A 25,273-nucleotide genomic window follows, 5' to 3' on the forward strand; every position below is an offset into this window, starting at 1 on the left:
CCGTCAAAACGGCTCCAAGAAAAATCTGCGCGCCCCCTAAAAATACAGCCATCAAAGTCTACGTGTTCTTTAAAAATGCAGCCATTGAAATTCCCGCCCTCCAAGAGCACGGAGTTTTTAAAGCTAGCACTTTCTGCAAAGTTACTATTTGCTACAGTCAAGGATTCTGAGAATCCAGCCCTTTCAAAGTTTACAAATCGATCAAATCGAGAGCCATTCAGCTCGACAACGAAAGGGAACAAAAATCCAGAAGAAACGAATCTTTTTAAAAACTCACACTCCTTAAGATCAATATTTCGACTTTCGAAAATCGAGAAGTCTACTGCAGCACCTTTGTTCCTATTGCTAAACTCTTTTTCGAACCTTTGCCTCAATGTGCCCCATTCTCTGTTCCAGCTATCTCTTGCTGGCAGTTCCACCCCCCTTTTTTGAAGTAATTCTCTCTGGCTTTGCTGAAGGCCATTTGATGCCCAAGAGTTCCACGCTTTGCGGTTCCTCTCATGCAACTCCCAATCGATCTCCTCCCCCTCCTGCTCCCCATGAAGCGTCATCAGCACATACCAGGGGTTCTCGTTGGCGGTCTTCAGCTTGCGCTGCGGGGCAGCCGGGGCCTCCGGCGGTTGGGTCTCGTCACGCATCAATCGTTCTCGTCATGCAAATTCGCTTTGCCGCAGGCTACGGGCTTTGCCGCTCCGCCTTCAACATAGAACCCCGCACATCCGGCGAAAATGCAGCCCCCGGTGCACAGGAGGTGTGCAGGGGGTGCACGCCTGGCACCCCCCGTTTTCCTTGCCTCCTGCCGCATTCCTGATATATGCGCGCGGATGACCAGTACCCCGTCCAGCAACCCGCCCAGCCTCCGCCCCGACCTTGCCCCGGAACCGCAGTTCCGCGACACCCCCCGTGACGGCCAGCCCACCCTCGGCATGGTCTCGCTCGGCTGCCCCAAGGCGCTGGTGGACAGCGAGCGCATCCTGACCCGGCTGCGCGCCGAGGGCTACGGCATTTCGCCCGACTACGCCGGGGCCGACGCGGTGATCGTCAACACCTGCGGTTTCCTCGACAGCGCCAAGGCGGAAAGCCTGGAGGCCATCGGCGAAGCGCTGAAGGAAAACGGCAAGGTGATCGTGACCGGCTGCCTCGGCGCGGAGCCGGAGTATATCCGCGAGCACCACCCGCGCATCCATGCGGTCACAGGCCCGCATCAGTATGAGCAGGTCTTGGACGCGGTGCATTCCGCGGTGCCGCCCAGCCCCAACCCTTACGTGGACTTGCTGCCTGCGGCGGGTGTGAAACTGACCCCGCGGCACTTCAGCTACTTAAAGATTTCAGAGGGCTGCAACCACAAGTGCAAGTTCTGCATCATCCCGGACATGCGCGGCAAGCTGACCTCCCGCCCCGTCCACGCGGTGCTGCGCGAGGCGGAAAAGCTGGTTGAGGCCGGGGTCCGCGAACTGCTGGTGATTTCGCAGGACACCTCGGCTTATGGGCTGGACCGCAAGTACTCAAGCCATCCTTGGAAGGGCGAGGACGTGCGCAGCCATATCCTCGACCTTTCCCGCGAGCTGGGCAAGCTGGCCCCGGCAGACGACCTGTGGGTGCGGCTGCACTATGTCTACCCCTACCCCTATGTGCGCGATCTGATCCCGCTGATGGCGGACCCGGACAACGCGCTGCTGCCCTATCTGGACATCCCCTTCCAGCACGCCCACCCGGATGTGCTGCGCCGCATGGCCCGCCCGGCGGCGGCGGCGAAAACACTGGACGAAATCCGCGCCTGGCGCGCGACCTGCCCGGATATCACCCTGCGCTCCACCTTCATCGTCGGCTTCCCCGGCGAGACCGAGGCGGAGTTCCAGCACCTCCTGGACTGGATGGACGAGGCGCAGCTGGACCGAGTAGGTTGTTTTAAATACGAAAACGTTGACGGCGCGCGCTCAAACGATCTGCCCGACCATGTGCCGGAAGAGGTGAAGCAGGAGCGCTGGGAGCGGTTTATGGAGAAGGCGCAGGCGATCTCCGAGGCCAAGCTGGCGACCAAGGTCGGCCAGACCATGCAAGTGATTGTCGACGACATCGACGAAGACGGCATCGCCACCTGCCGCACCAAGGCCGACGCGCCGGAGATCGACGGCAACCTGTTCATTGATGAAGGAACGGACGGGTTGCAGGCAGGTGATCTCGTGACCGTTGAGGTGGATGAGGCCGGGGAGTATGACTTGTGGGGTGTAAGAACCGCCTAAGGTACGGCGCGTGGTATTTTACTGCGCCCGCAGTGCCTCTTCCTCAGCTTCGTCTTCGATTGATTGGACGCTTGCATCCGTCTGTGGCTCCCGGATTCTTGGTGGAGGTTTCCTCCAAGAAGAAAGGTCTTGGCCAATTTCGCGATAGAACTTTGGAATAATCGCCTCAAGCTCTGCAATGAAGTTTGTTTGCTGAGTGAATTTTGCCCCCAACCGCTTTGCCACATAGATATGAAAACTGACGACTTGGAGCCCGTTTTTATCCTTCTCACAGAGATCAGGATCAGCAAGCAGTTCCATCAAGGGAAAATGAGTGTCTTCACTGCGGCCGGGCCAAGTCATTCGAACAAAGAGATCATCCTTGATTTCGCTCTTCAATTGGCGAAGCAGCCAATTCAGTCGTGCCTTTGACGACTTCTTGTCCTCGGGTGCTCTGAGCGTCATCCCTGCTTCAATTGTCCGGCGGTTGAGATCCGCCACGACTTCCAAATTTGCCGCAGCATCTGGTATATCAAAGCTGACTTGCAGTTGATGGTCTTCCCTTAACTGGTTCAGTTCATCTTTGTGCCGGTCGGCGGGATTCTTTGCGTGTTTCCGGTTCAAACGCTCTCTTACGCTTGTTTCCGTTTGCCTGCTCAAGATTAAAGACAAATCTTTGGTTTCCTGATGCCAAGCTTCCAATACCGCAATCGCTTCCGGAGATTTGGCAAGTATCTTGCCTCCAGCTGACACAAGTTTGTTCAGTTCGCTCCATTCTGGCGGCATACGGTCGAAACCGCGAATACCTGCGCTTTCATGAGTTAAAAAGCGCCTCAATTCATTCAGCAACACACGCTGATCATCGTCGGCAACACCGTCGTTGCTGATCAGTAAGTCAACCGTTGTCAGGACAAACATCCATGACCAGTGGAAAACTGGAACCTTTGAGCGGCTTTTACGGACATCCCCCAGCGGATGGCTGGCGGGCAATGTCGCAAACTGATTAGAAATTGTTATGACGCAGTCAATCTCGTTGTCCTTTGCCAGGCTGCGGTATTTTTCAATTTGTTCCGCAGTCAGGGGATTATTACCAATTTTGGCTTCCACCATGGCGCGCCATTCTCGAGAGCCGTTTCTCACGACGATCAGCCCATCAGGACGATCTTTGCTCACCTCTTTCTGACCATCAAAGACTACTTCCGTGAACGTCTCTACTGTCGTGCGTTTGCCAGATCGCTGCCCCAAAGACGCCAACAACTCTGATGCAAGCTCTTCGACTTTGGAAAGGCACGCCAAGAGAATTGAGGTCGTCCGCCCCTCTTTGGAGTTGTTGGACAGCACCGGAAAAAGACGCGCAGGCTCTCCTTGCTTTAAGTACTCTGGTCTTTCCATGATGCCCTCCAAGCCCCTCTCGCAAATTCAGTAAAGCTCTAAAGCTCTACAATCCTAGAATGGTTTTGCACAACCTATAAGATATTGCAAAGGTTGAGACGGAACGGATCTTCATGGCCGAAGCCTATCAGCTAACATTTCCCTCCCTGTCTGCTACGCTTTCCCCCAACCGCAACCAGCCAGGGAGAGCCCCCAGCCATGACAGATACTCCGGAAATCGCACAGAAAGCCCCCTTCCCCGTCGAGGTGACAGAGGGAAAAACCTATTTCTGGTGCGCTTGCGGCAAGTCGCAAAAGCAGCCGTTCTGCGATGGCTCCCATAAGGGGACGGAGTTTGCGCCGGTCAAATACACCGCGGAGAAGGACGGCAAGCTGTTTTTTTGCGGCTGCAAGCACTCAGGCAAAAAGCCCCTGTGCGACGGCAGCCACTCCAAGCTGTAGCAAACCACCCCGCAGGCCAGACCTGCCAAGCCCGCCGGGCAGGCCGCGCTGCGGCCTAAGGCATCAGCCGTTGGAATACAGCGGCAGTTGGACAGAACTCCGGAACGGCGGGGGTGTCGTCATCGCGGCGGGATGAGATCCACAGTGCGCAGGACTTGCTGCAGCCCGCACCGCGGCAGGAGGTCACCATCCGGGCATAGTCCAAACCGCTGAGCTGCCCGGCTTTCACCGCCTGGTCCAGATCGACACCCGCAGCCCTGGCCACGGCGCGCAGCAGCCACAGGTGGCGGAAGATATTGCCGAGGCTCCGGGCCTCCGCCGCCATGTCCTTCATGCGCTGCGGCCCTGCAACTGCATCAGAGCATCCGTATTGCGGCAGCCTGGCATCGGCGCCTCGGCGCGATCATGGGCGGACAGGAAAGCCTCGCATTGATCCACCGCGCCGCAGCCGCGGCAGCGGGTGATCATCGCGGCCCAATCCGTGTGGCTGATATCCCCTGCGGCAAAGGCAGATGTAAGATCCGCGCCCACGGCCTTGCCCATCCGGGCCATCAGCCGCAGATGATACAAAGGGTCCCCCAATGGCTGCATGTTCGAACTCCTTAAAGAGGCCGGGGAAAATCCGGGAATGTCAGGCCTGCTGCTCGTTCAAGTAGCCAAGCAGATCGCGGTTGCGGCAGAAATCAGGCGCTTCGGCACCGGGGCGCAGGCCTTTGGCCAGCCACTTGCGGCAGGCGCCGACACCGCCGCAACGGCTGCAGCGCAGCACTGCCTCGGCGATCTCGTCAAAGCGCAAGTTACCGGCAACGGCCTCTTCCTCCAGATCCAGCCCGACGGTGCCGGCCATCCGGTCAAACAGTTCGGCGTGCTTTTTCAGATCGGCATGGGTGGTCATCGCGCGGTCCCCTGGAATCATTCATTTCCGGTACAGCTTAGCGAACCGGTGCAGGTGCCGATTTGATGCAGGTCAAACGGGACCTGGATCAGGCGGATTTCCCGCTCAGGTGGCCGGTATACGCGCGCACCGCATCCTGCACCCGGCGAAAGCGGTCACCGCCCAGTTTCTTACCGCCATACCAGCGGGTGACGATGATCACATGATCCTTCAGGCCCTCGCGCTCCATCATCCGCAGGATCACCATGCCCGCACCGCTCTCGCCGTCATCAGCCTTGAGCCCGCCCGCGGGCAGCATCGCAGCCCAGGTGTTGTGGGTGGCCTTGGCATAGGCGCGGTCGGTCTTCAGCGCGGCCAGCACCGCATCGACTTCCTCACGAGAGGTGACCCGCGCGCCCGTCACAGCATAGCGCGAGCCGCGGTCGGTCAGCACCACACCCAGCATCTCCAGCGCCGGAGCGGCGTGATCCTTGGCCGCCATGCTCAATTCAGTCCGTGGCGGTCGATGGTGGCCTGCACCACCCGCACCCGGTCCGGATTGGCGGGATGGGTGCCCAGGAATCGGTCGCCGGGATCCGGCAGCCGGTTGAAGAAGCGCACGCCGATGCTGGGCCGGTAGCCGGACTGATGGGTGATGAGGGTGCCCAGTTCATCCGCTTCCAGCTCAAAATCCTTGGAATAGGTGCGCGCGCCGACATAGCCGCCCACGTCCTGCGCGGTCGAGACGGTGGCCGCGCTGCCGCCGGCAAGGGCTGTGATCAGCCCGGCGCCGGCGCTGACCAGAGCCGAATTCTGCGCCTGCCGCGCCAGATGGCCACGGATATGGTGGGCGGCCTCATGCGACATCACAAAGGCCAGTTCGTCCTGATTGGCGATCTGCCCCAGCATCCGCTGGGTGAAGGTGATGATGGGGCGGCCGGAACGGTCGAGGCTTTGATAGGCATTGGGCGCCGCGTTGGGATTCGGATCGATGCGGATCAGGAAATCGCAGTTCAACCCCTGGGTGCGGCTGCGGCACGCCCGTTCAGCCACCGGCTCCACCCGCCGGGTCACGGAGGCAAAAGCGTTGCGTGCCTCCCCCGGTGCCATCCCCTGCACCCGCGGTGTCCGGGCAACCGGAACAGATTGCGGCGCTGGTTCGATTGCCACGTCACAGGCGCTGACAGCAAGGGCAAGCAGACACAGAAAACGGCGCATGACGGATCCTTTTGCAGTTCTCCGCCACTTTATCGCGCAAGGCCGGCGGAAGGCAATCGCCTGGCAGCGGAACCTTGCCGCCGGATCCATGCGATAGTCTTTGATTGCAAGGCCTTGCCAGCAGCCAGGCGGCAGTGCAGGCTGGGCTTATGTTTACCATAGAGCATGAATTCGACTCGACGGTCATTACCCTGGTGGATGAGGACGGAACCCCGCTCACCGAGGATGTGACCATTAATTCCTTTGCCGAATGCGTGACGGTCGAACAATACGACCCGCGCACCGACAAAGTGCAGACAATCACCCTGTCCCATTTGCAGGTTCGGGATCTGGCCGCAGCGCTGGACCTGCCGGAGGGCGTCTACCGGCTGGTGCCAGATGACGACTAGGCGTCAGGCCGGGCCGTTGTAGACAAAAACCTTATCGCGCGATGCTGCGCCGCGGCGCAGGTCCAGATTGGAAGCCGCGGTGCCCATAGCCGCGGCCAGCAGGCTGCGGACGGCGCCGTTGGCTTTGCCGTTCTCCGGCACCGCGGTAACCGAGATCTTAAGCACGCTCTCTGCCGCCGTAATCGCATTGCGCGCCGCCCTGGGTGTGGCCCGCACCGGGATTTCCGCTCCCGGCACGCATAGATGTCTCAGATCCGGCAGGTCTTTCTTCTTTGACTTTCCCATAGCCTCTCACATGCCTTGCCGAGGCGGCAAAGGCCATAGACTTTGCCGCAGCGCCGCAGCTATCACCCGGTCAACGAAACCCTGCCCCGCCGGTGCTGCCTTTGCAGCACAGGTTCGGCACGCAAGGCCCGCCGGCCCTTGAAAAAACGCCACGGCCTGCCGAGATAGGCAGCAAAAGATGTAAAGAGGTTTAACATATGCCCGCACGCAATGACGCTGCCCTTGAATTCCTGCTGTCGCGCCGCTCCCGCCCGGCCAAAACGCTGGTGGCGCCTGCACCTTCCCGTGAAGAGCTGCTGCCAATTCTGACCGCCGCCGCCCGCACGCCCGATCATGGCAAGCTGGAGCCCTGGCGCTTTATCGTGGTGGAGCAACCCGCCATGGCGCGGCTGGCCGCCCTGACCGAAGCGGCAGGTGCGCGCTTGGGCAAAAGCCCCGAGGATATCGCCAAGGGCCGCAGCCAGTTCGACCAGGGCCAGCTGGCCGTGGTGGTGGTTGAGGTGCAAAAACACAGCCCCAAGATCCCGGCGCGGGAGCAGACCTACTCCGCCGGTGCTGTCTGCCTGGCGCTGCTGAATGCCGCCCTGGCTTCGGGCTGGGGCGCCAACTGGCTCAGCGGCTGGGCCAGCCACGACCGCGGGTTCTGCGAGACGGCCTTTGATCTGTCGGAAAACGAGCGCATCGCCGGCATTGTCCACATCGCCACTGAAAGCTCCGCCCCGCCCGAGCGCCCGCGCCCGGACCTGGACGCCATCACAACCTGGATGAGCGCATGATCTTCACCGCCTTTTTCAAAACCCTGGGCCAGACCGGCGATCCGCGCTTCCGCAAGGTGCTGTTTCTGGGGCTGGGCCTCACCATCGCATTGCTGATTGCGGCTTACGCGGGCTTCCTGATGCTGATCCAATGGCTGGTCGGCCCCGAAGCCACCGTCCCGCTGCTGGGCAAGGTCACCTGGGTCGATGACCTGCTGTCGATCGGTTCGCTGTTTTTCATGCTGGTGCTGTCGGTGTTCCTGATGGTGCCGGTGGCGTCAGCCATCACCTCGATGTTTCTGGAGGAGGTTGCCCAGGCGGTGGAGGACAAACATTACCCCGCCCTGCCCCCGGCGGCCAAAGTGCCGTTCTGGGATGCGGTCAGGGACACGGTGAACTTCCTCGGCCTGCTGATCGCGGCCAATATTCTGGCGCTGTTTCTCTATGTGCTGTTCCCGCCCGCGGCGCTGTTCATCTTCTGGGGCCTCAACGGGTTCCTCTTGGGCCGGGAATACTTCACCCTGGCCGCCGCCCGCCGTATCGGCACTGCCGAGGCTAAGAAACTGCGCCGCAAGCATGCCACCACGATCTGGGCCGCGGGCACGCTGATGGCGGTGCCGCTCTCGATACCTTTGGTGAACTTGGTGATCCCGATTTTAGGCGCCGCCACCTTCACCCACATTTACCACGCTCTGGTCCGCGAATAACGGCGCCCGGGACGCACCCGGGCCAAGGCCAGCGCAGCCACCGCGTGTCAGCACGGTTCAGCCTTGACGCTGCGAAGGTTGAATACAGTCGGGATGGCGCTTTAGGGGCAGATCTTCCCTTACAGCGCTTCTCAGCAAGAATCTTCTGGCAGACACCCGGCGATATGCCCAACGGGCTGCGACGCATTTCAATGCGTCCCAGCCGGGCGGGAGAGCCTGTGCTGTTGAAACAGATACCCGCGGCTCATTCCCGCTCAGGCAGCATTCCCATCCAGTCGAAATCATGCACGCTGATCAGTTCGGACAGGATAATCCCGGCAGTAATGCCCCAGATCACCGCAGCCACGCCGGTGGTGATCCAGGCCTTCTGCTTCAAGAAATGCTTCTCCGGCGCGCCTGCGTGGGTGCCGGGCACCACATCGCCCTTGTCGCCCTGGGTTTCAAGCCGGATCGGGATGATCACCAGAAAGGTCAAGAACCAGATCACCGCATAAAGCACGATCGCTGATGTAACACCCATGGTTTCGGCCTCCCCTGAAATTCCCTGCCCCGCAGCCGGGACAGGGTGCTCATAGCGTCAAACTTCTTCGAGTTCCACCAGGCAGCCGTTGAAATCCTTGGGGTGCAGGAACAGCACCGGCTTGCCGTGGGCGCCGGTCTTCGGCTCGCCCGAACCCAGCACCCGGGCGCCTTCGGCCTGCAGGTGGTCACGCGCCGCCAGGATATCCTCCACCTCATAGCAGACATGGTGGATGCCCCCGGCCGGGTTCTTCTCCAGGAACCCGTCGATCGGCGAGTTTTCCCCCAAGGGATACAGCAGCTCGATCTTGGTATTGGGCAATTCGATAAACACCACAGTGACGCCGTGATCCGGCTCGTCCTGCGGCTCGCCGACCTTGGCGCCCAGCGCATTGCGGTACTGGGCGGATGCGGCCTCCAGATCGGGGACGGCAATGGCAACATGGTTCAAGCGGCCAATCATCTCTGTTGTGCTCCTCTCACAAACTTTTCCTCCGCTCCGGTTATGGGGCGGATGCTGCGCCGCGGCAAGTGCGCCATTCCGCACGGCAGCCTTCCACCGCGGCAGAGCACGCGCTGTTAACGAGTAATTAGCCTCGAATCCCTAGCGTCGGAACATATCCCGCAAGGAGGATACGTTATGGACGATTCGGAACTGTTTGCTGCCGCTCAACGCCTGCCCACCACCCGGCGCCCGCTGTTGGGGCTGACCATCCTGGTGGTCGAGGACAGCCGCTTTGCCTGCGAGGCGCTGCGCCTCTTGTGTCTGCGCAGCGGTGCCCGCATCCGCCGGGCCGATTGCCTGAAATCCGCCCGCCGCCATCTGCAGGTCTACCGCCCATCGGTGCTGATTGCCGATGTCGGCCTGCCGGACGGCTCTGGCCTCGATCTGATCCGCGAACTGGCAGAGGCCAGCCCGCGACCCGGCGTGATCCTGGCCACCTCGGGCGATCCAACGCTTGAAGAGGCCGCGCTTGAAGCAGGGGCCGGCGGTTTTCTGGAAAAACCGATCACCTCGCTTGCCGCTTTCCAGCAGAAAATCCTGTCAAATCTGCCACCCGACCGCCAACTGTCCGGCCCGCGCGCGCTGGATGACGAAACAGTGGAACCCGATTTCCTTGCCTACCGCGATGACATGGCCCATGCCGCCGATGTGCTGAACATGGGCCAGGAAGAAAAGACCCTGGCTTATCTGGCGCAGTTTCTGGGCGGCGTTGCCCGCAGCGCCGGCGACAACCCGCTTGCCGAGGCCGCCGACCGGCTGGCCCGCTCCCGCCGCAAGGGCAAACCGCTGACCCAGGATGCTGCAACCCTGGCCGGCCTTGTACAGGAGCGGCTGGAGCGCCGCGCGGCGATCTGACATGATAGAAGCCTGTCTCATCGCCCTCGCCACGCTCGTCATTGTGCTGTACGGTCAAACCCGCATGGAAGCCCGCGCCATCCGCCGCAACCGCGGGGGCACTGACAGCCGCGCATTGATCCTTTCATCACGCAATCAGTAACCCCTGCGCGCGCCGCCATAGCCACCTGCCGGTTTTCGCCGCATCCGCAGTGAAACAGCAGGGACACGATGACCTGCCACTGGTGTCATAACCGCCTGCACCCTTTCTGCAGAAAGCTGACGTACTCTGCTTGTCCGGCTGGACCCAGCCGGAGGATTTGTTCCTCCCCGGCGGGCAACAACGCTCTGTTTGCAGTTTGGGAAACGCCAGCCTGCTAAGCGTCTGCGGGCCAGCCAGGCGGCAATCGGCGTCTTTCTAAGCCGGATCATCGAAACTTTCCCTATCCGCACATGCTTCGGGCGTTCTCCCGCGCCCGCAGCTCAGCGGCTTGCGCCGCACCGCTTGGCGGCCTTGGGCCCGGCACCGCCTTGCAGGCGGTGCCGGGCCCAACGGCTCAGACCGTTCCCTGAACGGGTTGAGCGGGCGGGAGAACCACGGCTCTTACAATAGCAGACCGGGATTCCCTGCCATCGCCAGCCCCGGAAACACAGTTGTTTCCAGATCGCTTTTCCGGGCACCTGCCAATCCATGCAACAGCCAGGCAAGATGCTGGCGCACATCCGCTGTCGGCAACAGATCCCGCCGGTCATAAAGATCAGCCTCCTCCAGCCCGGGCCAGCGCCCCAGCACCCTGCCGCCGCGGACCGCTCCGCCTGCCAGCAGCATCGCACCACCGGTGCCATGATCTGTACCGCCAGTGCCGTTCTCGCGCACGGTGCGCCCGAACTCGGTCACAGCCGCCACCGCCGTCTTGCCCCAGATCCCGGCCCCCAGGCCGCTGCGCAGCTTCAGAACAGTCTCCGACAGGCGCCCCAGCGCGGCCTTCAGGCCGCTTGCCTGACGGTAGTGCGTATCCCACCCATTGATCGAAAACGCCGCAATCCTGGTATCGCCGCGCAATTGCTCAGCCGCATAGGCAGCAATCTCGGTATGCGCTCTCCCCTTCGGCGCCGCTTGCATCATGCCGCTGGCGCTGCCGTCCGCCGCGTCTTCGGATCCCAAAGACAGATCCTGCCGGGTCAGTTCCAGCGCCTCGTTCAATGCCGTGTGGAACAGCGGATCCTCTTCCATCAGCAGGCCCGCCAGCCGCTCGGCCTGCGGGCTCATCGCCAGCCCCGCCCCCGGCGCCCATTGCGAGACCGGCGCCGCACCGTCCAGCAACAGCATCCGCTCCTGACCGATGGCAAAGGCAGTGCGCGCCTCCACGCCAGGCATCTGCTGCAGAAAACGGTTCAGCCAGCCGCCTCTTGCACCGCCTAATGCCGCGGTCCCCGCTTCCAGCAGGTCCTGGCCGTCGAAATGGCTGCGCCGGTCGCGGTACGGTGTGGACACCGCCTGCACAAACCCCAATTCCCCTGCACGCCACAGCGGCAGCAACGGTGCCAGCGCCGGATGCAGGGCATAGAATCCGTCAAGATCGGCAGCCCCGGCCTGCGGTCCGCCTGAAAGTGTCTGCCGCAGCCCGGCCAATGCGGGATCGCCGTAAGGCTGCACCGCATCCAGCGCATCCATGCCGCCGCGCAGGATAATCACCACCAGCCGGGTGTCCCAGGGGGCCGCGGCAAAGCTGACCGGCGTGATCAGCGGGCTCGCAGCCAGTGAACAGCCCAGCAGGGCAGAGCGGGTCAGCAGGGATCGGCGTGTCAGCTGCATGATGCAAACCTCCTGTTAACGGCGCTGAAAGGCGGGAGAGGTCAGGATCAGCCCGACCGCCTCAGACTGGGTTTCGGCAGCGCCGGCCGCAAACCGGACCCGTTCATTGGCAAAACGGCCCAGCGCCGCAGTGGCAAAGACGCGCGGATCCGGCACCGGTTGCGCCAGCCGTCGCGGCGCGGCCATCGCCCAGCGCAGGCGCGCGGCCAAAGCCTGCGGCGTGATCCAGGACATGTCCTCTTCCGGCCAGCCATCCGGCCCGCCGGAAAATTCCCAACGCTGCCCCATCGGCGTCAGCGGCGCCAGCAGCAGCCGGTTCAGCTGCCCGGGCTTCAAGGCGGAAAACCGCGCCTCAGGCACCGCCAGTGCGCGGCAGGCAGAGGCCACATAATCAAACGGCGGTTTCACATTGCGCAATTCCGGCTGCCAGGCCGCGGGGTGTTCCAGCAGTCCTGCATAGACCTGCAGCAGATCACCGCCGCTGTCCTGATAGCGCGCCGCCAGATGCGACACCAAATCCGGCTCCGGCTGATCAGAGGTGAAATGCACTGCAAGCTTCCACGCCAAATGCTGCGCTGTGGCAGGATGGCGCGCCAGATCACGCAACGCCGCCAGCACCTGGCCCAGCTCCGGCTTGCCGCCGCCATAGGTTTGCCCAAGCACGGTTTCCGCCCCCGGCTCAGCCATTCCAGGACGAAACACAAAGCCCTTGTCCTGCGAGCCGGTCAATCCCGTGAACAGCTCGGCCAATTGCCGCACATCCGCTTGGCCATATGGCCCATCGACACCCAGCGTATGCAATTCCAGCACTTCGCGGGCAAGGTTTTCGTTCAGCCCGCTCAGGCGCTTGCGCCGTTTCGCCGCCCGGCTGCCCGGCCCGGCCGAGCGGTTCTGATCCAGATAATGCAGCATCAAGGGGCTAGTGACCGCGGCGATCAGCATATCTTCGAAACGGCCCGCCACATGCGGCCGGATGACAGTCTCGGCATAGGGCGCGGCCAGAATGCGCAGCGCACCGTTTTTGCCTTGCGCGGTAAAATGGTCCGCCCAGAACAGATCCAGCCGTTCACGAAACGCATCGCGGCTATAGACATGCCGCAGCAGCCTTTGACCGTGCCATTTAAATCGTGCCGCATTGTGGGCACGGCGGTAGGCCCTAAAGGCCTTGTCTGCAGCCTCGTAGCCTTGCTGGCCCTCCAGTCGTTTGCGCCCCCGTCTCAGCCGCCGGAACTCCTTGGCGCGCGCAAAGGCGTCGTCAAAACGGCTGACCGGAAATCTGAGAGCCATCTCATCGGCGCCTTGCAGACGGCCGAGCATGGCCTCCGCTGATGCCGGAGGCCGCACCAGCGGCGACAGCCCTGCCCCAAAGCGGATCGCCGCCAAATCTCCGTCAAATTGCATCACCCTGATCTCCCTGGACGGACCGGCCTTCTTGCAGCCTAGAACATCAGTTCCCGGGTCCACAGCTGATTTTCTAGTGATACGCAATTCTTCGCGTGTTCCGTCGCTTGCTCCCCAGGTTTGCGGCCCACCGTTTTCCTAGCCGGAATTTTTGCAAAATTCCGGCTTCGCCTTGCTGCAACTGAAAAGGCCCGGACAATTGCCCGGGCCTCCTCCAAATCTTTTCTATCTTCACTGATCCTGCGGGATCACGCGCAGGCCCAGTTCCATCAGCTGATCGCTCATCGGCTCGGAGGGGGCCGACATCATCAGATCCTCGGCACGCTGGTTCATCGGGAACATGATAACCTCGCGGATGTTGGCCTCGTCCGCCAGCAGCATCACCATACGGTCGATACCCGCTGCACAGCCGCCATGCGGCGGGGCGCCGTACTGGAAGGCGTTGACCATGCCGCCAAAACGCTTCTCGACTTCTTCCTTGCCATAGCCGGCAATTTCAAAGGCCTTGAACATGATCTCCGGCTTGTGGTTCCGGATCGCCCCGGAGACCAGCTCGTAACCGTTGCAGGCGAGGTCGTACTGGTAGCCTTTGACCGCCAGCGGATCGCTCAGCAGCGCGTCCATGCCGCCCTGCGGCATCGAGAACGGGTTGTGCTCGAAATCGATCTTGCCGGTTTCCTCGTCCTTCTCGTAGATCGGGAAATCCACAATCCAGCAAAAGGCAAAGCGGTCCTTGTCAGTGAGGCCCAGCTCTTCGCCGATCACGGTGCGGGCGCGGCCTGCAACGCTTTCGAACGCCTTCGGCTTGCCGCCGAGGAAGAAGGCCGCATCGCCAACGCCCAGATCCAGCTGCTGGCGGATAGCTTCGGTGCGCTCGGGGCCGATGTTCTTGGCCAGAGGGCCTGCGGCTTCAAGATACTCCGCACGGATCTTCGCCGCCTTGTCTTCGGCCCCGGCACCCGCCAGCGCGCCGATCAGATGTGACAGGAACGGGGCTTTGATCGCCGATACCGCCTGGCCCTTTTGAACTTGCGCCACACCCAGCTTCTTTGAAACTGCCTCATGGACGCTGGCAATCAGCTCCATGAAGGTTTCGTCGGTTTTAACATCCGGCTTGGCGCGCCAGAAGATATAGCCCATGCCCTGCAGGCCTTCGCCCTGGGCGAATTTATTCATCCGGTCGCAAAACTTGCGGGATCCGCCAGAAGGCGCCGGAATGGCGCGGATTTCGGTGCCTTCGTTTTCCAGCAGGCTGGCAAAGATGGCAAAGCCGGAGCCGCGGAAATGCTCGGAGCAGTCCTGCATTTTGATCGGGTTGCGCAGGTCCGGCTTGTCGGTGCCGTACCATTTGGCGGCATCCTTGTAGGAAATCTGCGGCCATTCGCTGTCGACCTTGCGGCCCTTCCCGAATTCTTCGAACACGCCTTGCATCACCGGCTGGATGGTGTCGAACACATCCTGCTGAGTGACAAAGGACATCTCCAGGTCGAGCTGGTAGAAATCGGTGGGCGAACGGTCGGCGCGCGGGTCCTCGTCACGGAAGCAGGGCGCAATCTGGAAGTATTTGTCAAAGCCCGACACCATCATCAGCTGCTTGAACTGCTGCGGCGCCTGCGGCAGCGCGTAGAACTTGCCCGGATGCAGACGCGACGGCACCAGGAAGTCACGCGCGCCTTCGGGCGAGGATGCGGTGATGATCGGGGTCTGGTATTCGTTGAAGCCCTTGTCCCACATGCGTTTGCGGATCGACTGGATCATGTTGGAGCGCAGAACCATGTTGCGCTGCATCTTCTCGCGGCGCAGATCCAGGTAGCGGTAGCGCAGGCGGGTTTCCTCCGGGTATTCCTGCTCGCCGAAGACCATCAGCGGCAGTTCTTCGGATTTGCCCAGCACTTCGATATCGCGAATGAAAACCTCGATCTCGCCGGTGGGGATCTTGGCGTTCACCAGGGACTCATCCCGCGCCTTAACGTTGCCGTCGATGCGGATGCACCACTCGGAGCGGACCTTTTCTATCTCGGCAAACACCGGGCTGTCCGGGTCGGCCATCACCTGGGTCACGCCGTAATGGTCGCGCAGGTCGATGAACAGCAATCCGCCGTGGTCACGCACGCGATGGACCCAGCCTGACAGGCGGACGGTATCACCGACATTGGATTTGTTCAGATCGGCGCAGGTGTGGCTGCGATAGGCGTGCATGGCGGGACCTTTCGTGTCTCGGGTCGTCTGTCCGGGTGGACCGTCATTCGGGAAATGCGCCTGATAAGCGCGGAATTCGTCCGGGGTGGTACACAAGTTTGCAGCGTGGTTGTCAAGCAAACTGGGCAATTTCGGCGCGGTAAGCCGCCCGTTTCTGCCGGTTCTCTGTGTCAGCGGAGAAGCTCCCGCCCCTTCCTGCTCTATCGCTGGCGCGATACAACAGGAAGCGTTGGGCTTGGCGCCCGGCCTCCGGCCGGGCGCGGGTGGCGTTCTGCGGCGACCGCAGCGCGCTGCCGGGCCCAAGGGCAAAGGTTGCTTGGCGCCAGCCAAACGGCGTTTGCGCGCGGGAGCCTGCCGTTTCACACCAGTTGCACAGGGATCAGCCCGCGCAGGGAATTTCCCATGTGAATAGCCTGTGCCTGATCCAGGTCCTGCCGCAGCAGAACCGCCTCCCGGCAGCGGCCGCTGTCCAGCAGCACCTGGCGCAAAATGCCCGGCAGCAGGCCAGAGCTGAGCGGCGGCGTTACCATCTGCCCGTCGGCACAGGTGACAAACAAATTGGTGATCGTGCCCTCGCACAATTCTCCGCGTTCGTTCAGGAACAGCAGCTCATCCGCGCCGTCAGGCAGAGCTGCCCGCGCCTGATCATAGACCCCGCGGCAGGTCGTCTTGTGCTGCAGCCAGGTATCTGCCGCCTGCAGCCGGGTCTCTGCAATGCCCAGCCGCCACGCGGCCGGGATGCCTCCCAGCGGTGCGGTGGTCAGTTCCAGGCGGCCATCCGCGTCCAGTGTCAGGCGGCAGCGCAGCGGCGCATCGCCCTGCGCCAGCGCCAGAACGTCCTGCGCTTGCTCCGCATGAAAAGGGATGCCGAACCCGGCAGCGCTGCGCGCCATCCGCGCCAGGTGCTGCTCAAGATGCCGGAACCCTTCACCCGGATGCCAGCCCAGCGTCTCGATCAGGCGGAAAGCGGGATCGTTCTGGACGGCGTCACGCGGGCAAAGCGGGCTTTCCATAGCGCTTCCTCATATTCGGACTCGGCGGTGCTGTCCCAAACCACGCCTCCGCCTACGTTGAGCGTGGCCTGACCCGCCTCCAGCATCAGCGTGCGGATCGCGACGTTGAACTCCGAAGACCCGTCCGGCGCCGCCCATCCGATGGTGCCACAATAGATGTCACGCGCCCAGGGCTCCAGCTCCGCAAGGATCTCCATCGAGCGGATCTTGGGCGCGCCGGTGATCGAGCCGCAGGGGAAAAGCGCGGCGAAAATCTCCGCCAGCCCGGCATCAGGCCGCAATTTGGCGCGGACCAATGAGACCATCTGATGCACCGTGGCATAGCTTTCCACCGAAAACAGTTCCGGCACATACACGGAACCGGTCTCAGCCACGCGGGAGATGTCATTGCGCAGCAGGTCGACGATCATCAGGTTCTCGGCACGGTTTTTCTCGTCCTGGCGCAGGAAGTCGCGGCGGCGGGCGTCCTCGACGGGATCGTCGCTGCGCGGCTGGGTGCCCTTCATCGGGCGGGTTTCGATCACACCCTCCGCATTAGTGCGGAAGAACAGCTCCGGCGAGCGCGACAAGAGGTCCGGCAGGCCGTCCTGTTCGACCAGAACGCCGTGGCCGACCGCCTGTTTGGCTTGCAGCGCGGCATACAGTTCCTCGGCGGCGCCATAGGCCTGTGCATCAATCGGGAAGGTCAGGTTGGCCTGATAAATGTCGCCCTTGCCGATGTTGCGGTTCACCACCGTGAAAGCTTCAGCGTAGCGCTCATAGGTCCAACGGGGCGCCAAGTCTCCCAACCCGCCTTCGCCCGGCCGATAGGCCGGGCAGCGCCCGACCCTCCCCATGGGAGGGCGCTCCGCACCCACCCAGGCACGGGCGCTGCCCTCCGCGTTCTGCGGCAGCGGCTCCTCATACACCCCAAAGCACATCAGCGGCAGCCGCCGCTCCTTTGGCATCCCCCCGGCCAGCTTCTCCTCCAGCGCATAGCCCAGCTCATAAGAGGCGTAGCCCGCCAGCCAATGGCCTTCGTCCCGCGCCGCGTCCAGTGCCGCCAGCGCGGCAGGCACCTCTTCCGGCCCGTCCGCGCGGATCATGCGCAGCGGCTGGTCGAAACATGTGCCGGCCCCCTTGGGCCCCTGATCAAAGCGAATCCGCACCGGAATTGACTCCCTGAGGTCTTGGCCCCCACATATAAACGTTCGCTATGCGAACAAAAGGGGTGGATGCGGCATTTCCAATTCCGTTTCCGATCCCCCTTGAACCTTTCGGCGCGGTCCCTATAACGCAGGACAATTTGGGCACTCGCCAGTGCCCCTGATTCAAAGCTGCCCGCGCGTCAATCAAAGGATTATGGCCATGCCTAAAAGAACCGACATCCAGTCGATCATGATCATCGGAGCCGGTCCGATCGTCATCGGGCAGGCCTGCGAGTTCGACTACTCCGGCGCCCAGGCCTGCAAGGCCCTGCGCGAGGAAGGCTACCGGGTCATCCTGGTGAACTCCAACCCCGCCACCATCATGACTGATCCGGGCTTGGCCGACGCCACCTATATCGAGCCGATCACGCCCGAAGTCGTGGCCAAGATCATCGAGAAAGAACGCCCCGACGCGCTGCTGCCGACCATGGGCGGGCAGACCGGCCTGAATACCTCGCTGGCACTGGAAGAAATGGGCGTGCTGGAACAATTCGGCGTCGAAATGATCGGTGCCACCCGCGATGCCATTGAAATGGCTGAAGACCGCAAACTGTTCCGCGAAGCGATGGACCGCCTCGGCATCGAAAACCCGCGCGCCACCATCGTGACTGCGCCCAAGCTGGATGACGGCAAGGCGGATCTGGACGAAGGTATCCGCATCGCGCTGGAAGCGCTGGAAGACATCGGCCTGCCCGCGATCATCCGCCCGGCCTTTACCATGGGCGGCACCGGCGGCGGCGTGGCGTACAACCGCGAAGATTACATCCACTTCTGCCGCACCGGCATGGACGCATCGCCGGTGAACCAGATCCTGGTGGATGAGTCCCTGCTGGGCTGGAAAGAGTTCGAAATGGAGGTGGTCCGCGACAAGGCGGACAACGCGATTATCGTCTGCTCGATCGAAAACATCGACCCGATGGGCGTGCACACCGGCGATTCGATCACCGTGGCCCCGGCGCTGACGCTGACCGACAAAGAATACCAGATCATGCGCACCCACTCGATCAACGTGCTGCGCGAGATCGGCGTGGAAACCGGCGGCTCCAACGTGCAGTGGGCCGTGAATCCCGCCGACGGCCGCATGGTGGTGATCGAGATGAACCCGCGGGTGTCGCGGTCGTCCGCTCTGGCCTCCAAGGCGACCGGCTTCCCGATTGCCAAAATCGCCGCCAAGCTGGCCATCGGCTACACGCTGGACGAGCTGGACAACGACATCACCAAGGTGACCCCCGCCTCGTTTGAGCCGAGCATCGACTATGTCGTGACAAAAATTCCGAAATTCGCGTTTGAGAAATTCCCCGGCTCCGAGCCCCACCTGACCACTGCGATGAAATCAGTCGGCGAAGCGATGGCCATTGGCCGCACCATCCATGAAAGCCTGCAAAAAGCGCTGGCATCAATGGAATCCGGTCTTACCGGCTTTGACGAGGTAGAGATCCCCGGCGCCCCCGACAAGGCCGCGGTGTTCAAGGCGATCAGCCTGCAGACGCCCGACCGGATGCGCACCATCGCCCAGGCAATGCGCCACGGGCTGACGGATGATGAAATCTTTGGCGTCACTAAATTCGACCCCTGGTTCCTGGCCCGCATCCGCGAAATTGTGCAGGCCGAGGATGAAGTCCGCGACGGCGGCCTGCCCACGGACGAAAAAGGCCTGCGCGCGCTCAAGATGCTGGGTTTCACCGATGCCCGCCTGGCCAAACTGACCGGCCGGAAAGAAACCGAGATCCGCAAGGCCCGCCGCGCCGCCGGCGTCAACGCTGTGTTCAAGCGGATCGATACCTGCGCTGCCGAATTCGAGGCGCAGACCCCCTACATGTACTCGACCTATGAAGCGCCTGCCTTTGGCGATGTGGAATGCGAAGCACGTCCCTCTGACCGCAAGAAGGTCGTCATCCTTGGCGGCGGCCCGAACCGGATCGGCCAGGGCATTGAGTTTGACTACTGCTGCTGCCATGCCTGCTTTGCGCTGACCGATGCGGGCTATGAAACCATCATGATCAACTGCAACCCGGAAACGGTGTCGACCGACTATGACACCTCGGACCGGCTGTATTTCGAACCGCTGACGTTTGAACATGTGATGGAAATCCTGCGTGTCGAGCAGGACAACGGCACCCTGCATGGCGTTATTGTGCAGTTCGGCGGCCAGACCCCGCTGAAGCTGGCAAACGCGCTGGAGGAAGAGGGCATTCCGATCCTCGGCACCTCGCCCGATGCAATCGACCTGGCCGAAGACCGCGAGCGGTTCCAGGCGCTGGTCAACACTCTGGGCCTCAAGCAGCCGAAGAACGGCATTGCCTCCACCGACGCGCAAGCGCTGGAAATCGCCGGTGAAATCGGCTTCCCGCTGGTGATCCGCCCGTCTTATGTGCTGGGCGGCCGGGCGATGGAAATCGTCCGCGACATGGACCAGCTCAAGCGCTATATCGCCGAGGCAGTGGTGGTCTCCGGCGACAGCCCTGTGCTGCTCGACAGCTACCTCTCCGGCGCGGTTGAGCTGGACGTGGACGCGATCTGCGACGGCAAAGACGTGCATGTGGCAGGCATCATGCAGCACATCGAGGAGGCCGGTGTGCATTCGGGCGACAGTGCCTGCAGCTTGCCGCCCTACTCGCTCGAAAAACCGGTAATCGAACAGATCAAGGAACAGACATTCGCTTTGGCCAAAGCGCTGAATGTGGTCGGCCTGATGAACATCCAGTTCGCGATCAAACCCAATGATGCCGGCGAAGACGAAATCTTCCTGATCGAGGTGAACCCGCGCGCCTCGCGCACCGTGCCCTTTGTGGCCAAGGCAACCGACAGCGCCATTGCCTCGATCTCGGCCCGCGTGATGGCTGGCGAGCCGCTGTCGAACTTCCCGCAGCGCGCACCGTACGAACCTGACGCGGGCTATGACGTGAACACCCCGATGGCCGACCCGATGACCCTGGCCGACCCGGATATGCCCTGGTTCTCGGTCAAAGAAGCGGTGCTGCCTTTTGCCCGCTTCCCGGGCGTCGACACTATCCTGGGTCCGGAAATGCGCTCCACCGGAGAAGTCATGGGCTGGGACCGCTCCTTTGCCCGCGCCTTCCTCAAGGCGCAGATGGGGGCCGGCATGGTGCTGCCGTCCTCGGGACGCGCGTTTATCTCGATCAAGGATGCCGATAAAGGCCGGCTGATGCTGGAAGCGGCGCAAATCCTGGTTGGGCAAGGCTTTACCCTGGTCGCCACCCGCGGCACCCAGACCTGGCTGGAAGCCCAGGGCGTGGCTTGCGAGCTGGTGAACAAGGTCTATGAAGGCCGCCCTCACGTGGTCGACATGCTGAAGGACGGCGGCGTTCAGCTGCTGATGAACACCACTGAAGGTGCGCAAGCTGTTGAAGACAGCAAGGAAATGCGTTCCGTCGCGCTCTATGACAAAATCCCCTATTTCACCACCGCGGCAGGCGCCAACGCCGCCGCACGGGCGATCAAAGCCCAGGCTGAAGGGGATGTTGAGGTAAAGAGCTTGCAGGGGTAGATTTCACTACTTAGGGTGGGCGCAATTCAATTCAGGATTGCGCCCATGTCGAATTTCGTACGAAAGATTTCTGTCTTTGTCTCCTCTCCCGGCGGCCTTTCTGAAGAGAGGGACCTCGTGGAATCGGTTTGCAAACAAATATCCCATGACTTAGGGCGACACCTCGAATTCGTCATAGAAGTTCTCAGGTGGGAAAAACATACTCGCCCTGCAGCTGGGCTATCCGCCCAAGATACTATTAATCGGCAAATGGGCTTGGACTATGAAATCTATTTAGGGATGCTCGGCGCACGTTTTGGAACCGCTACCGAGCGTTGGGGATCCGGTACCGAAGAAGAATTTGAACTTGCCTACGAGAGTTGGAATAACCACGCTCACCCTGAAATAATGTTCTATTTCGCCGAGTCTGGGCCTGCGCTTTCACAAATTGACCCAGATGATCTAAAAAAGAGGCAAATATTTAAAAGAAAGCTCGAGGAACGCGGTGTTTTGCACCATAGCTTCTCTGCACGCGCTGATTTTGAGCATGCACTTCGAACACATTTAACAGACGCGGTTTATGACATCCTTAAGGATCACGGTGAAGCACTCCCACAGCAAAGTAAAGAAGAAGACAGTTTAAACCCGTTGGCAAATTGGACGAGGCTTTTGGAAGAGGACCCCGCAGTCCAAGTCGAGGATTTACTGCTATCAGGGAGTAAACAAATATTAGACTCTGCCAAACTGTTAAAAACATACAGTGACCGTACAGAGCGAATTGCTCGATCACTTAACAAAGGTAGCAAAAATCTGAATGCCACGACAGCCCGGGTTGACAAGTCAAAGGCTAACAAGTTTTTACAGGACATTCTATCAGCGATCTCCAACTATAGTCGATTCTTGATCGGCTTTATCACTGAGTTCGATGAAACACTTTCGAAAGGACTAAGCAGCTTTTCCCGGGGTTTTGTTGTTGCTCGCGCAAAAATTCCGGATGAAGTGAACACATTCTCAGAACTGGCAGCATCAATCGACAATGCGCGACTTGGTACAGAGGCATCTCTTGGCAGCATCAAAGGTCTTTCTCAATCACTTGAAACTTGGCCAGACGAAATACCAGCTATCCAGCAACAAAAATCAATTCTACTCTCTTTGACACAAGACCTAACTGCGCTTCTCGAGCGTTCCATTGAAACTATGTGCTCAATTTCGAGCGAGATACGTTTGGAAACTAGTTTCTAACGTCAACAATGCAATACGGGGCCGAATCTCCAGCCTGCAGTGCCGGGAAGGAGCTTGCTCAGTGCCTGCAGGTTTTCCAGGGTAATACCTACCCCGCCTGCCGCATCAGCGATTGCAGCGCGTGGCCCAGCGGCGCTGCCAGCGACACGCCTTTGCCGCCCATCCGCGCCTTGGACGAGATTACCGAGACCAGTCGCGGCGCGCGGCCCGGACGCATCTGCAGCACCGGCGAGCCGGACGCCCCAAGATCGACCCGGCAGGAGGTGATCAAAGAGGTCTGCCGCGCCACCAGAACCTGGCAAGCGGTCTGCAGCCTGGGTGATCTTTCATGGCGCCGGGAATAGGACATCACATCCACCCGCTCCCCCCGCTCCGGCGCGGCGGCCAGTGCCAGTGGCCGGATCACCTCTCCGCTGATCGGGCGGTCAAGACGCAGCACAGCAATGTCGGTGCCGGTCTGGAACTGGCTGGTCCGGCCGTGGCGGTAGCCCGGGTGGATCACTGCCTTGACCACCTTGCGCGACGCTTTGGAACGGCGCCCGTTGAGGCCCGCTTCGAATTTGATGCTCCGCGGATTGACCGCCCGGCCATTGCGGATGTCATACATGCAATGGGCCGCGGTCAGCACCATATCCGGTGCGATCAGACTGGCCGTGCACATGGCTCTGCCACCAATGTTCAAGCGCCCCACGGCCTCCCATCCCGGCACGGACTGCACAGGCGCAGGCTGCCCGGCCGCGGCGGCTCCGGCGCTGAAACCGATGAATACGGAAGCTGCAATTCCCAGTAATCGTCTCATGACCCACTCCATTTTCCCACATCGCTATGGTCGGTGAGCCCTGAGGCTGGAATGCGGCTTGCTGCGGTGCCGCGCGGGCAGAAACATGGGCAGAATGAGACAGAATTAACAAAACCCTAACGCGGCGCCGTTCTGCCGGAGCCAAGGCACTGAAACCCCTTATTTACTTAACGGTTCTCCGCGATTTTCGAAAAAACCCCTTAAAAACAAGGGAAAATCCGCCGGGTTTCGTTAGGAGAAAAATTCAGGTTTCCCCCTATTTCCACGCGATTTCCGTCGCAGACGGTAACTTCACGGCCCGAATGCGGCGGAAATGAGCCTTAACAATTGCCTAAACGCCGTGGGAAAGGCCGCCCAATTGCTTAACCGCACGACACACCCAATGCGGGAATGCGGATCCAAGACCGCCGCAATGCCTGTGCTGCCGGCGGCTTGCAGCACCATGCTCGCTGCTGCTAGGCGGCCAGATCCGGTTGCGACCCCCAGCGCACAGGAAGGTGTCTGACGCTGTTTCCGACCGCCCTTCTGGCCTAGGCTACTGCGACGTGCCGGTGATACCGCTGATCCGGCATGAAAAAGCCCCGGCAGCGGCGCCGGGGCTTGTGTCTGTCTGCGCTAGTGGCACCGCCCCAAGGCTATTACTTCTGCGATACCCGCTGATGCACCTCTTGGGCGCTCTCCACCCGCTCTGAATAGCGGTCGGTCAGGTAATCCTTGCGACCCCGCACCAGCCAGGTGAATTTCACCAGCTCTTCCATCACATCCACCAGACGGCGGTAGAACGGACCCTCGGGCAGGCGCTCACCCTCCCCGAATTCCAGCCAGGCCTTGGGGATTGAGCTTTGGTTTGGAATGGTCAGCATCCGCATCCAGCGGCCCAGGATGCGCATCTGGTTGACCGCGTTAAAGCTTTGCGACCCGCCCGAGACCTGCATGACCGCCAGTGTCTTGCCCTGCGTGGTGCGGATCCCTCCCTGCAGCGACAGCGGCAGCCAGTCGATCTGCAGTTTCATGATACCGGTCATCGCGCCATGGCGTTCCGGGCTGGACCAGACCATGCCCTCGGACCAGACCGCCAGATCGCGCAGCTCTGCCACCTTGGGGTGCTCCGCCGCGCCCGCGTCATCCGGCAGCGGCAGGCCGGAAGGGTCGAAAATCCGCGTCTCGCAACCCAAGGCGCGCAGCACCCGTGCCGCTTCCTCTGCCGCCTTGCGGGAATAGCTCACCGCGCGCAGCGAACCGTACAGCAGCAGAATGCGCGGCGCATGGCGCGGATCATCCGGCGCCGCCAGCGCGTCCACGTCAATCGGATGCAGCTCACCTTCCGCAATGGCAGGCAGGCTGACCCCGTCACCGGTCTCAGGCACTGTCTTCCTCCAGGTGCAGCTTCATATCCAGCAGAACCTGCTGCAACAGCACCGTTTCCCTGAGCAGCCGCTTGGCCTCGTTCACGGTGATGATGCCGTCCTCCATCGCTTCCTGGTATTCGCTCATCAGCTGGGCGAACCGCTGGCTCAGCGCAATCACATCCGCATTCACGCCGCCGCTGCGTCCGGTCTCCGAGGCCGAGCCGTTACCGTTATAAGACAGGGTGATGTTCTTCAGCTCGGCCAGCGCCGAAGTCACATGCGGATAGGACGCAGCGCTTTCCAGCTTGGCCACCGCATCCACCGGCATGAACCGGTCCGTGTGCTCAGCATTGTCCGAGTAATAGCGCCCCAGCGTCGCCTTGGATTTCCCCGTGATCTGGCAGGCGGCTTCGATGCCCACATCCTTCACCAACGCCTCGGTGTGTTTTTTCAGATACGTCCCGATTTCAGCCATATACTTCCTACCTGGCTTGGCCGCCGCCCCATGGGGGAACGAACCGGTTAATTTCCCATTTCTGACTTGTAGAGGAATTGCGATACCTTATCCATCCCTCAGGTTTTCAGGGATTTAGCGAGTGGGACGATGCAATTTGCATCTGTTATCCAGTGCAATGCAGA

27 protein-coding genes are annotated in these 25,273 nt (G+C 61.3%); 9 read left to right on the forward strand and 18 right to left on the reverse strand.

Annotated features, from left to right (window positions below):
* Positions 1 to 638, reverse strand: a 638-nt coding sequence (locus A2I95_RS15245) for a pentapeptide repeat-containing protein (RefSeq protein ID WP_291730729.1), incomplete at its 3' end; no start/stop codon positions are given.
* A gap of 186 nt (positions 639 to 824) precedes the next feature.
* On the opposite strand from A2I95_RS15245, the gene rimO reads away from it, so the two are divergent.
* Positions 825 to 2,243: a 30S ribosomal protein S12 methylthiotransferase RimO gene (rimO, locus tag A2I95_RS15250; RefSeq protein WP_291730730.1), complete on the forward strand. Its 1,419-nt coding sequence runs from the start codon at positions 825 to 827 to the stop codon at positions 2,241 to 2,243.
* Between the two features lie 18 nt (positions 2,244 to 2,261).
* On the opposite strand, the gene A2I95_RS15255 is transcribed toward rimO, so the two are convergent.
* Entirely contained in the window at positions 2,262 to 3,614 is a 1,353-nt protein-coding gene (locus A2I95_RS15255) for a hypothetical protein (RefSeq protein ID WP_291730732.1), read from the reverse strand.
* A 198-nt stretch (positions 3,615 to 3,812) separates the two neighbouring features.
* Here A2I95_RS15255 and A2I95_RS15260 point away from each other — a divergent pair, with 198 nt between their 5' ends.
* A complete protein-coding gene (locus A2I95_RS15260; RefSeq protein WP_291730733.1) occupies positions 3,813 to 4,055 on the forward strand; it encodes a CDGSH iron-sulfur domain-containing protein in 243 nt (80 codons plus the stop codon).
* 55 nt (positions 4,056 to 4,110) lie between these two features.
* Here the strand turns inward: A2I95_RS15260 and A2I95_RS15265 are convergent, their stop codons facing one another.
* From A2I95_RS15265 to A2I95_RS15285, 5 genes are all read right to left on the reverse strand, one after another.
* Positions 4,111 to 4,389 (reverse strand): DUF6455 family protein, encoded by a 279-nt coding sequence (locus A2I95_RS15265; protein WP_291730735.1) that lies wholly within the window; start codon positions 4,387 to 4,389, stop codon positions 4,111 to 4,113.
* Complete coding sequence (locus tag A2I95_RS15270) at positions 4,386 to 4,646, reverse strand: DUF6455 family protein (protein ID WP_291730736.1); 261 nt, start codon at positions 4,644 to 4,646, stop codon at positions 4,386 to 4,388. Before A2I95_RS15270 ends, A2I95_RS15265 begins: the two co-directional genes overlap by 4 nt.
* Positions 4,647 to 4,686: 40 nt before the next feature.
* A complete protein-coding gene (locus tag A2I95_RS15275; RefSeq protein WP_291730737.1) occupies positions 4,687 to 4,950 on the reverse strand; it encodes a DUF6455 family protein in 264 nt (87 codons plus the stop codon).
* Positions 4,951 to 5,038: 88 nt separating this feature from the next.
* Entirely contained in the window at positions 5,039 to 5,431 is a 393-nt protein-coding gene (locus A2I95_RS15280; RefSeq protein ID WP_291730738.1) for a YigZ family protein, read from the reverse strand.
* 2 nt (positions 5,432 to 5,433) lie between these two features.
* On the reverse strand, positions 5,434 to 6,147 hold the full coding sequence (locus A2I95_RS15285) for a M48 family metalloprotease (RefSeq protein WP_291730739.1): 714 nt from the start codon (positions 6,145 to 6,147) through the stop codon (positions 5,434 to 5,436).
* Between the two features lie 149 nt (positions 6,148 to 6,296).
* Here A2I95_RS15285 and A2I95_RS15290 point away from each other — a divergent pair, with 149 nt between their 5' ends.
* Positions 6,297 to 6,536 carry a hypothetical protein gene (locus tag A2I95_RS15290; RefSeq protein ID WP_291730740.1) on the forward strand — a complete coding sequence of 80 codons (240 nt, stop codon included), beginning with the start codon at positions 6,297 to 6,299 and terminating at the stop codon, positions 6,534 to 6,536.
* 3 nt (positions 6,537 to 6,539) lie between these two features.
* On the opposite strand, the gene A2I95_RS15295 is transcribed toward A2I95_RS15290, so the two are convergent.
* Positions 6,540 to 6,821, reverse strand: coding sequence for a DUF167 domain-containing protein (locus A2I95_RS15295; RefSeq protein ID WP_291730742.1), 282 nt, complete (start codon positions 6,819 to 6,821; stop codon positions 6,540 to 6,542).
* A 197-nt stretch (positions 6,822 to 7,018) separates the two neighbouring features.
* Here A2I95_RS15295 and A2I95_RS15300 point away from each other — a divergent pair, with 197 nt between their 5' ends.
* On the forward strand, positions 7,019 to 7,597 hold the full coding sequence (locus A2I95_RS15300; RefSeq protein ID WP_291730744.1) for a nitroreductase family protein: 579 nt from the start codon (positions 7,019 to 7,021) through the stop codon (positions 7,595 to 7,597).
* A complete protein-coding gene (locus tag A2I95_RS15305; protein ID WP_291730746.1) occupies positions 7,594 to 8,283 on the forward strand; it encodes an EI24 domain-containing protein in 690 nt (229 codons plus the stop codon). The genes A2I95_RS15300 and A2I95_RS15305 overlap by 4 nt, the downstream gene beginning before the upstream one ends.
* 244 nt (positions 8,284 to 8,527) lie before the next feature.
* On the opposite strand, the gene A2I95_RS15310 is transcribed toward A2I95_RS15305, so the two are convergent.
* Both A2I95_RS15310 and mce read right to left on the reverse strand, forming a co-directional pair.
* Positions 8,528 to 8,803, reverse strand: coding sequence for a DUF1467 family protein (locus A2I95_RS15310; RefSeq protein ID WP_291730747.1), 276 nt, complete (start codon positions 8,801 to 8,803; stop codon positions 8,528 to 8,530).
* 57 nt (positions 8,804 to 8,860) lie between these two features.
* A complete protein-coding gene (gene mce / locus A2I95_RS15315; protein WP_291730748.1) occupies positions 8,861 to 9,265 on the reverse strand; it encodes a methylmalonyl-CoA epimerase in 405 nt (134 codons plus the stop codon).
* Positions 9,266 to 9,442: 177 nt separating this feature from the next.
* On the opposite strand from mce, the gene A2I95_RS15320 reads away from it, so the two are divergent.
* A complete protein-coding gene (locus A2I95_RS15320) occupies positions 9,443 to 10,162 on the forward strand; it encodes a response regulator (RefSeq protein ID WP_291730749.1) in 720 nt (239 codons plus the stop codon).
* Position 10,163: 1 nt separating this feature from the next.
* Positions 10,164 to 10,304: a hypothetical protein gene (locus A2I95_RS15325; RefSeq protein ID WP_291730751.1), complete on the forward strand. Its 141-nt coding sequence runs from the start codon at positions 10,164 to 10,166 to the stop codon at positions 10,302 to 10,304.
* Between the two features lie 441 nt (positions 10,305 to 10,745).
* Here the strand turns inward: A2I95_RS15325 and A2I95_RS15330 are convergent, their stop codons facing one another.
* The 5 genes from A2I95_RS15330 to A2I95_RS15350 form a co-directional block, all read right to left on the reverse strand.
* Entirely contained in the window at positions 10,746 to 11,957 is a 1,212-nt protein-coding gene (locus A2I95_RS15330; RefSeq protein WP_291730753.1) for a DUF1501 domain-containing protein, read from the reverse strand.
* Between the two features lie 15 nt (positions 11,958 to 11,972).
* Positions 11,973 to 13,358: a DUF1800 domain-containing protein gene (locus A2I95_RS15335; protein ID WP_291730754.1), complete on the reverse strand. Its 1,386-nt coding sequence runs from the start codon at positions 13,356 to 13,358 to the stop codon at positions 11,973 to 11,975.
* A 231-nt stretch (positions 13,359 to 13,589) separates the two neighbouring features.
* Positions 13,590 to 15,557, reverse strand: a complete 1,968-nt coding sequence (gene aspS / locus A2I95_RS15340; RefSeq protein WP_291730756.1) for an aspartate--tRNA ligase — start codon at positions 15,555 to 15,557, stop codon at positions 13,590 to 13,592.
* Positions 15,558 to 15,916: 359 nt separating this feature from the next.
* Entirely contained in the window at positions 15,917 to 16,570 is a 654-nt protein-coding gene (locus A2I95_RS15345) for an aminotransferase class IV family protein (protein ID WP_291730758.1), read from the reverse strand.
* The gene (locus tag A2I95_RS15350; protein ID WP_291730761.1) at positions 16,513 to 17,718 is read right to left on the reverse strand and encodes an aminodeoxychorismate synthase component I; all 1,206 of its coding nucleotides are present in this window, start codon (positions 17,716 to 17,718) and stop codon (positions 16,513 to 16,515) included. Before A2I95_RS15350 ends, A2I95_RS15345 begins: the two co-directional genes overlap by 58 nt.
* Positions 17,719 to 17,917: 199 nt before the next feature.
* On the opposite strand from A2I95_RS15350, the gene carB reads away from it, so the two are divergent.
* Positions 17,918 to 21,265 carry a carbamoyl-phosphate synthase large subunit gene (gene carB, locus A2I95_RS15355; RefSeq protein WP_291730762.1) on the forward strand — a complete coding sequence of 1,116 codons (3,348 nt, stop codon included), beginning with the start codon at positions 17,918 to 17,920 and terminating at the stop codon, positions 21,263 to 21,265.
* 45 nt (positions 21,266 to 21,310) lie between these two features.
* On the forward strand, positions 21,311 to 22,486 hold the full coding sequence (locus A2I95_RS15360; protein WP_291730763.1) for a DUF4062 domain-containing protein: 1,176 nt from the start codon (positions 21,311 to 21,313) through the stop codon (positions 22,484 to 22,486).
* Positions 22,487 to 22,574: 88 nt separating this feature from the next.
* On the opposite strand, the gene A2I95_RS15365 is transcribed toward A2I95_RS15360, so the two are convergent.
* From A2I95_RS15365 to A2I95_RS15375, 3 genes are all read right to left on the reverse strand, one after another.
* Entirely contained in the window at positions 22,575 to 23,285 is a 711-nt protein-coding gene (locus tag A2I95_RS15365) for a trypsin-like serine protease (RefSeq protein ID WP_291730764.1), read from the reverse strand.
* A gap of 638 nt (positions 23,286 to 23,923) precedes the next feature.
* Entirely contained in the window at positions 23,924 to 24,652 is a 729-nt protein-coding gene (gene arsH / locus A2I95_RS15370) for an arsenical resistance protein ArsH (RefSeq protein WP_291730765.1), read from the reverse strand.
* On the reverse strand, positions 24,645 to 25,109 hold the full coding sequence (locus A2I95_RS15375; RefSeq protein ID WP_027258155.1) for a hypothetical protein: 465 nt from the start codon (positions 25,107 to 25,109) through the stop codon (positions 24,645 to 24,647). Before A2I95_RS15375 ends, arsH begins: the two co-directional genes overlap by 8 nt.
* Between the last annotated feature and the right edge of the window lie 164 nt (positions 25,110 to 25,273).

This window comes from Leisingera sp. F5 (assembly GCF_001593695.1).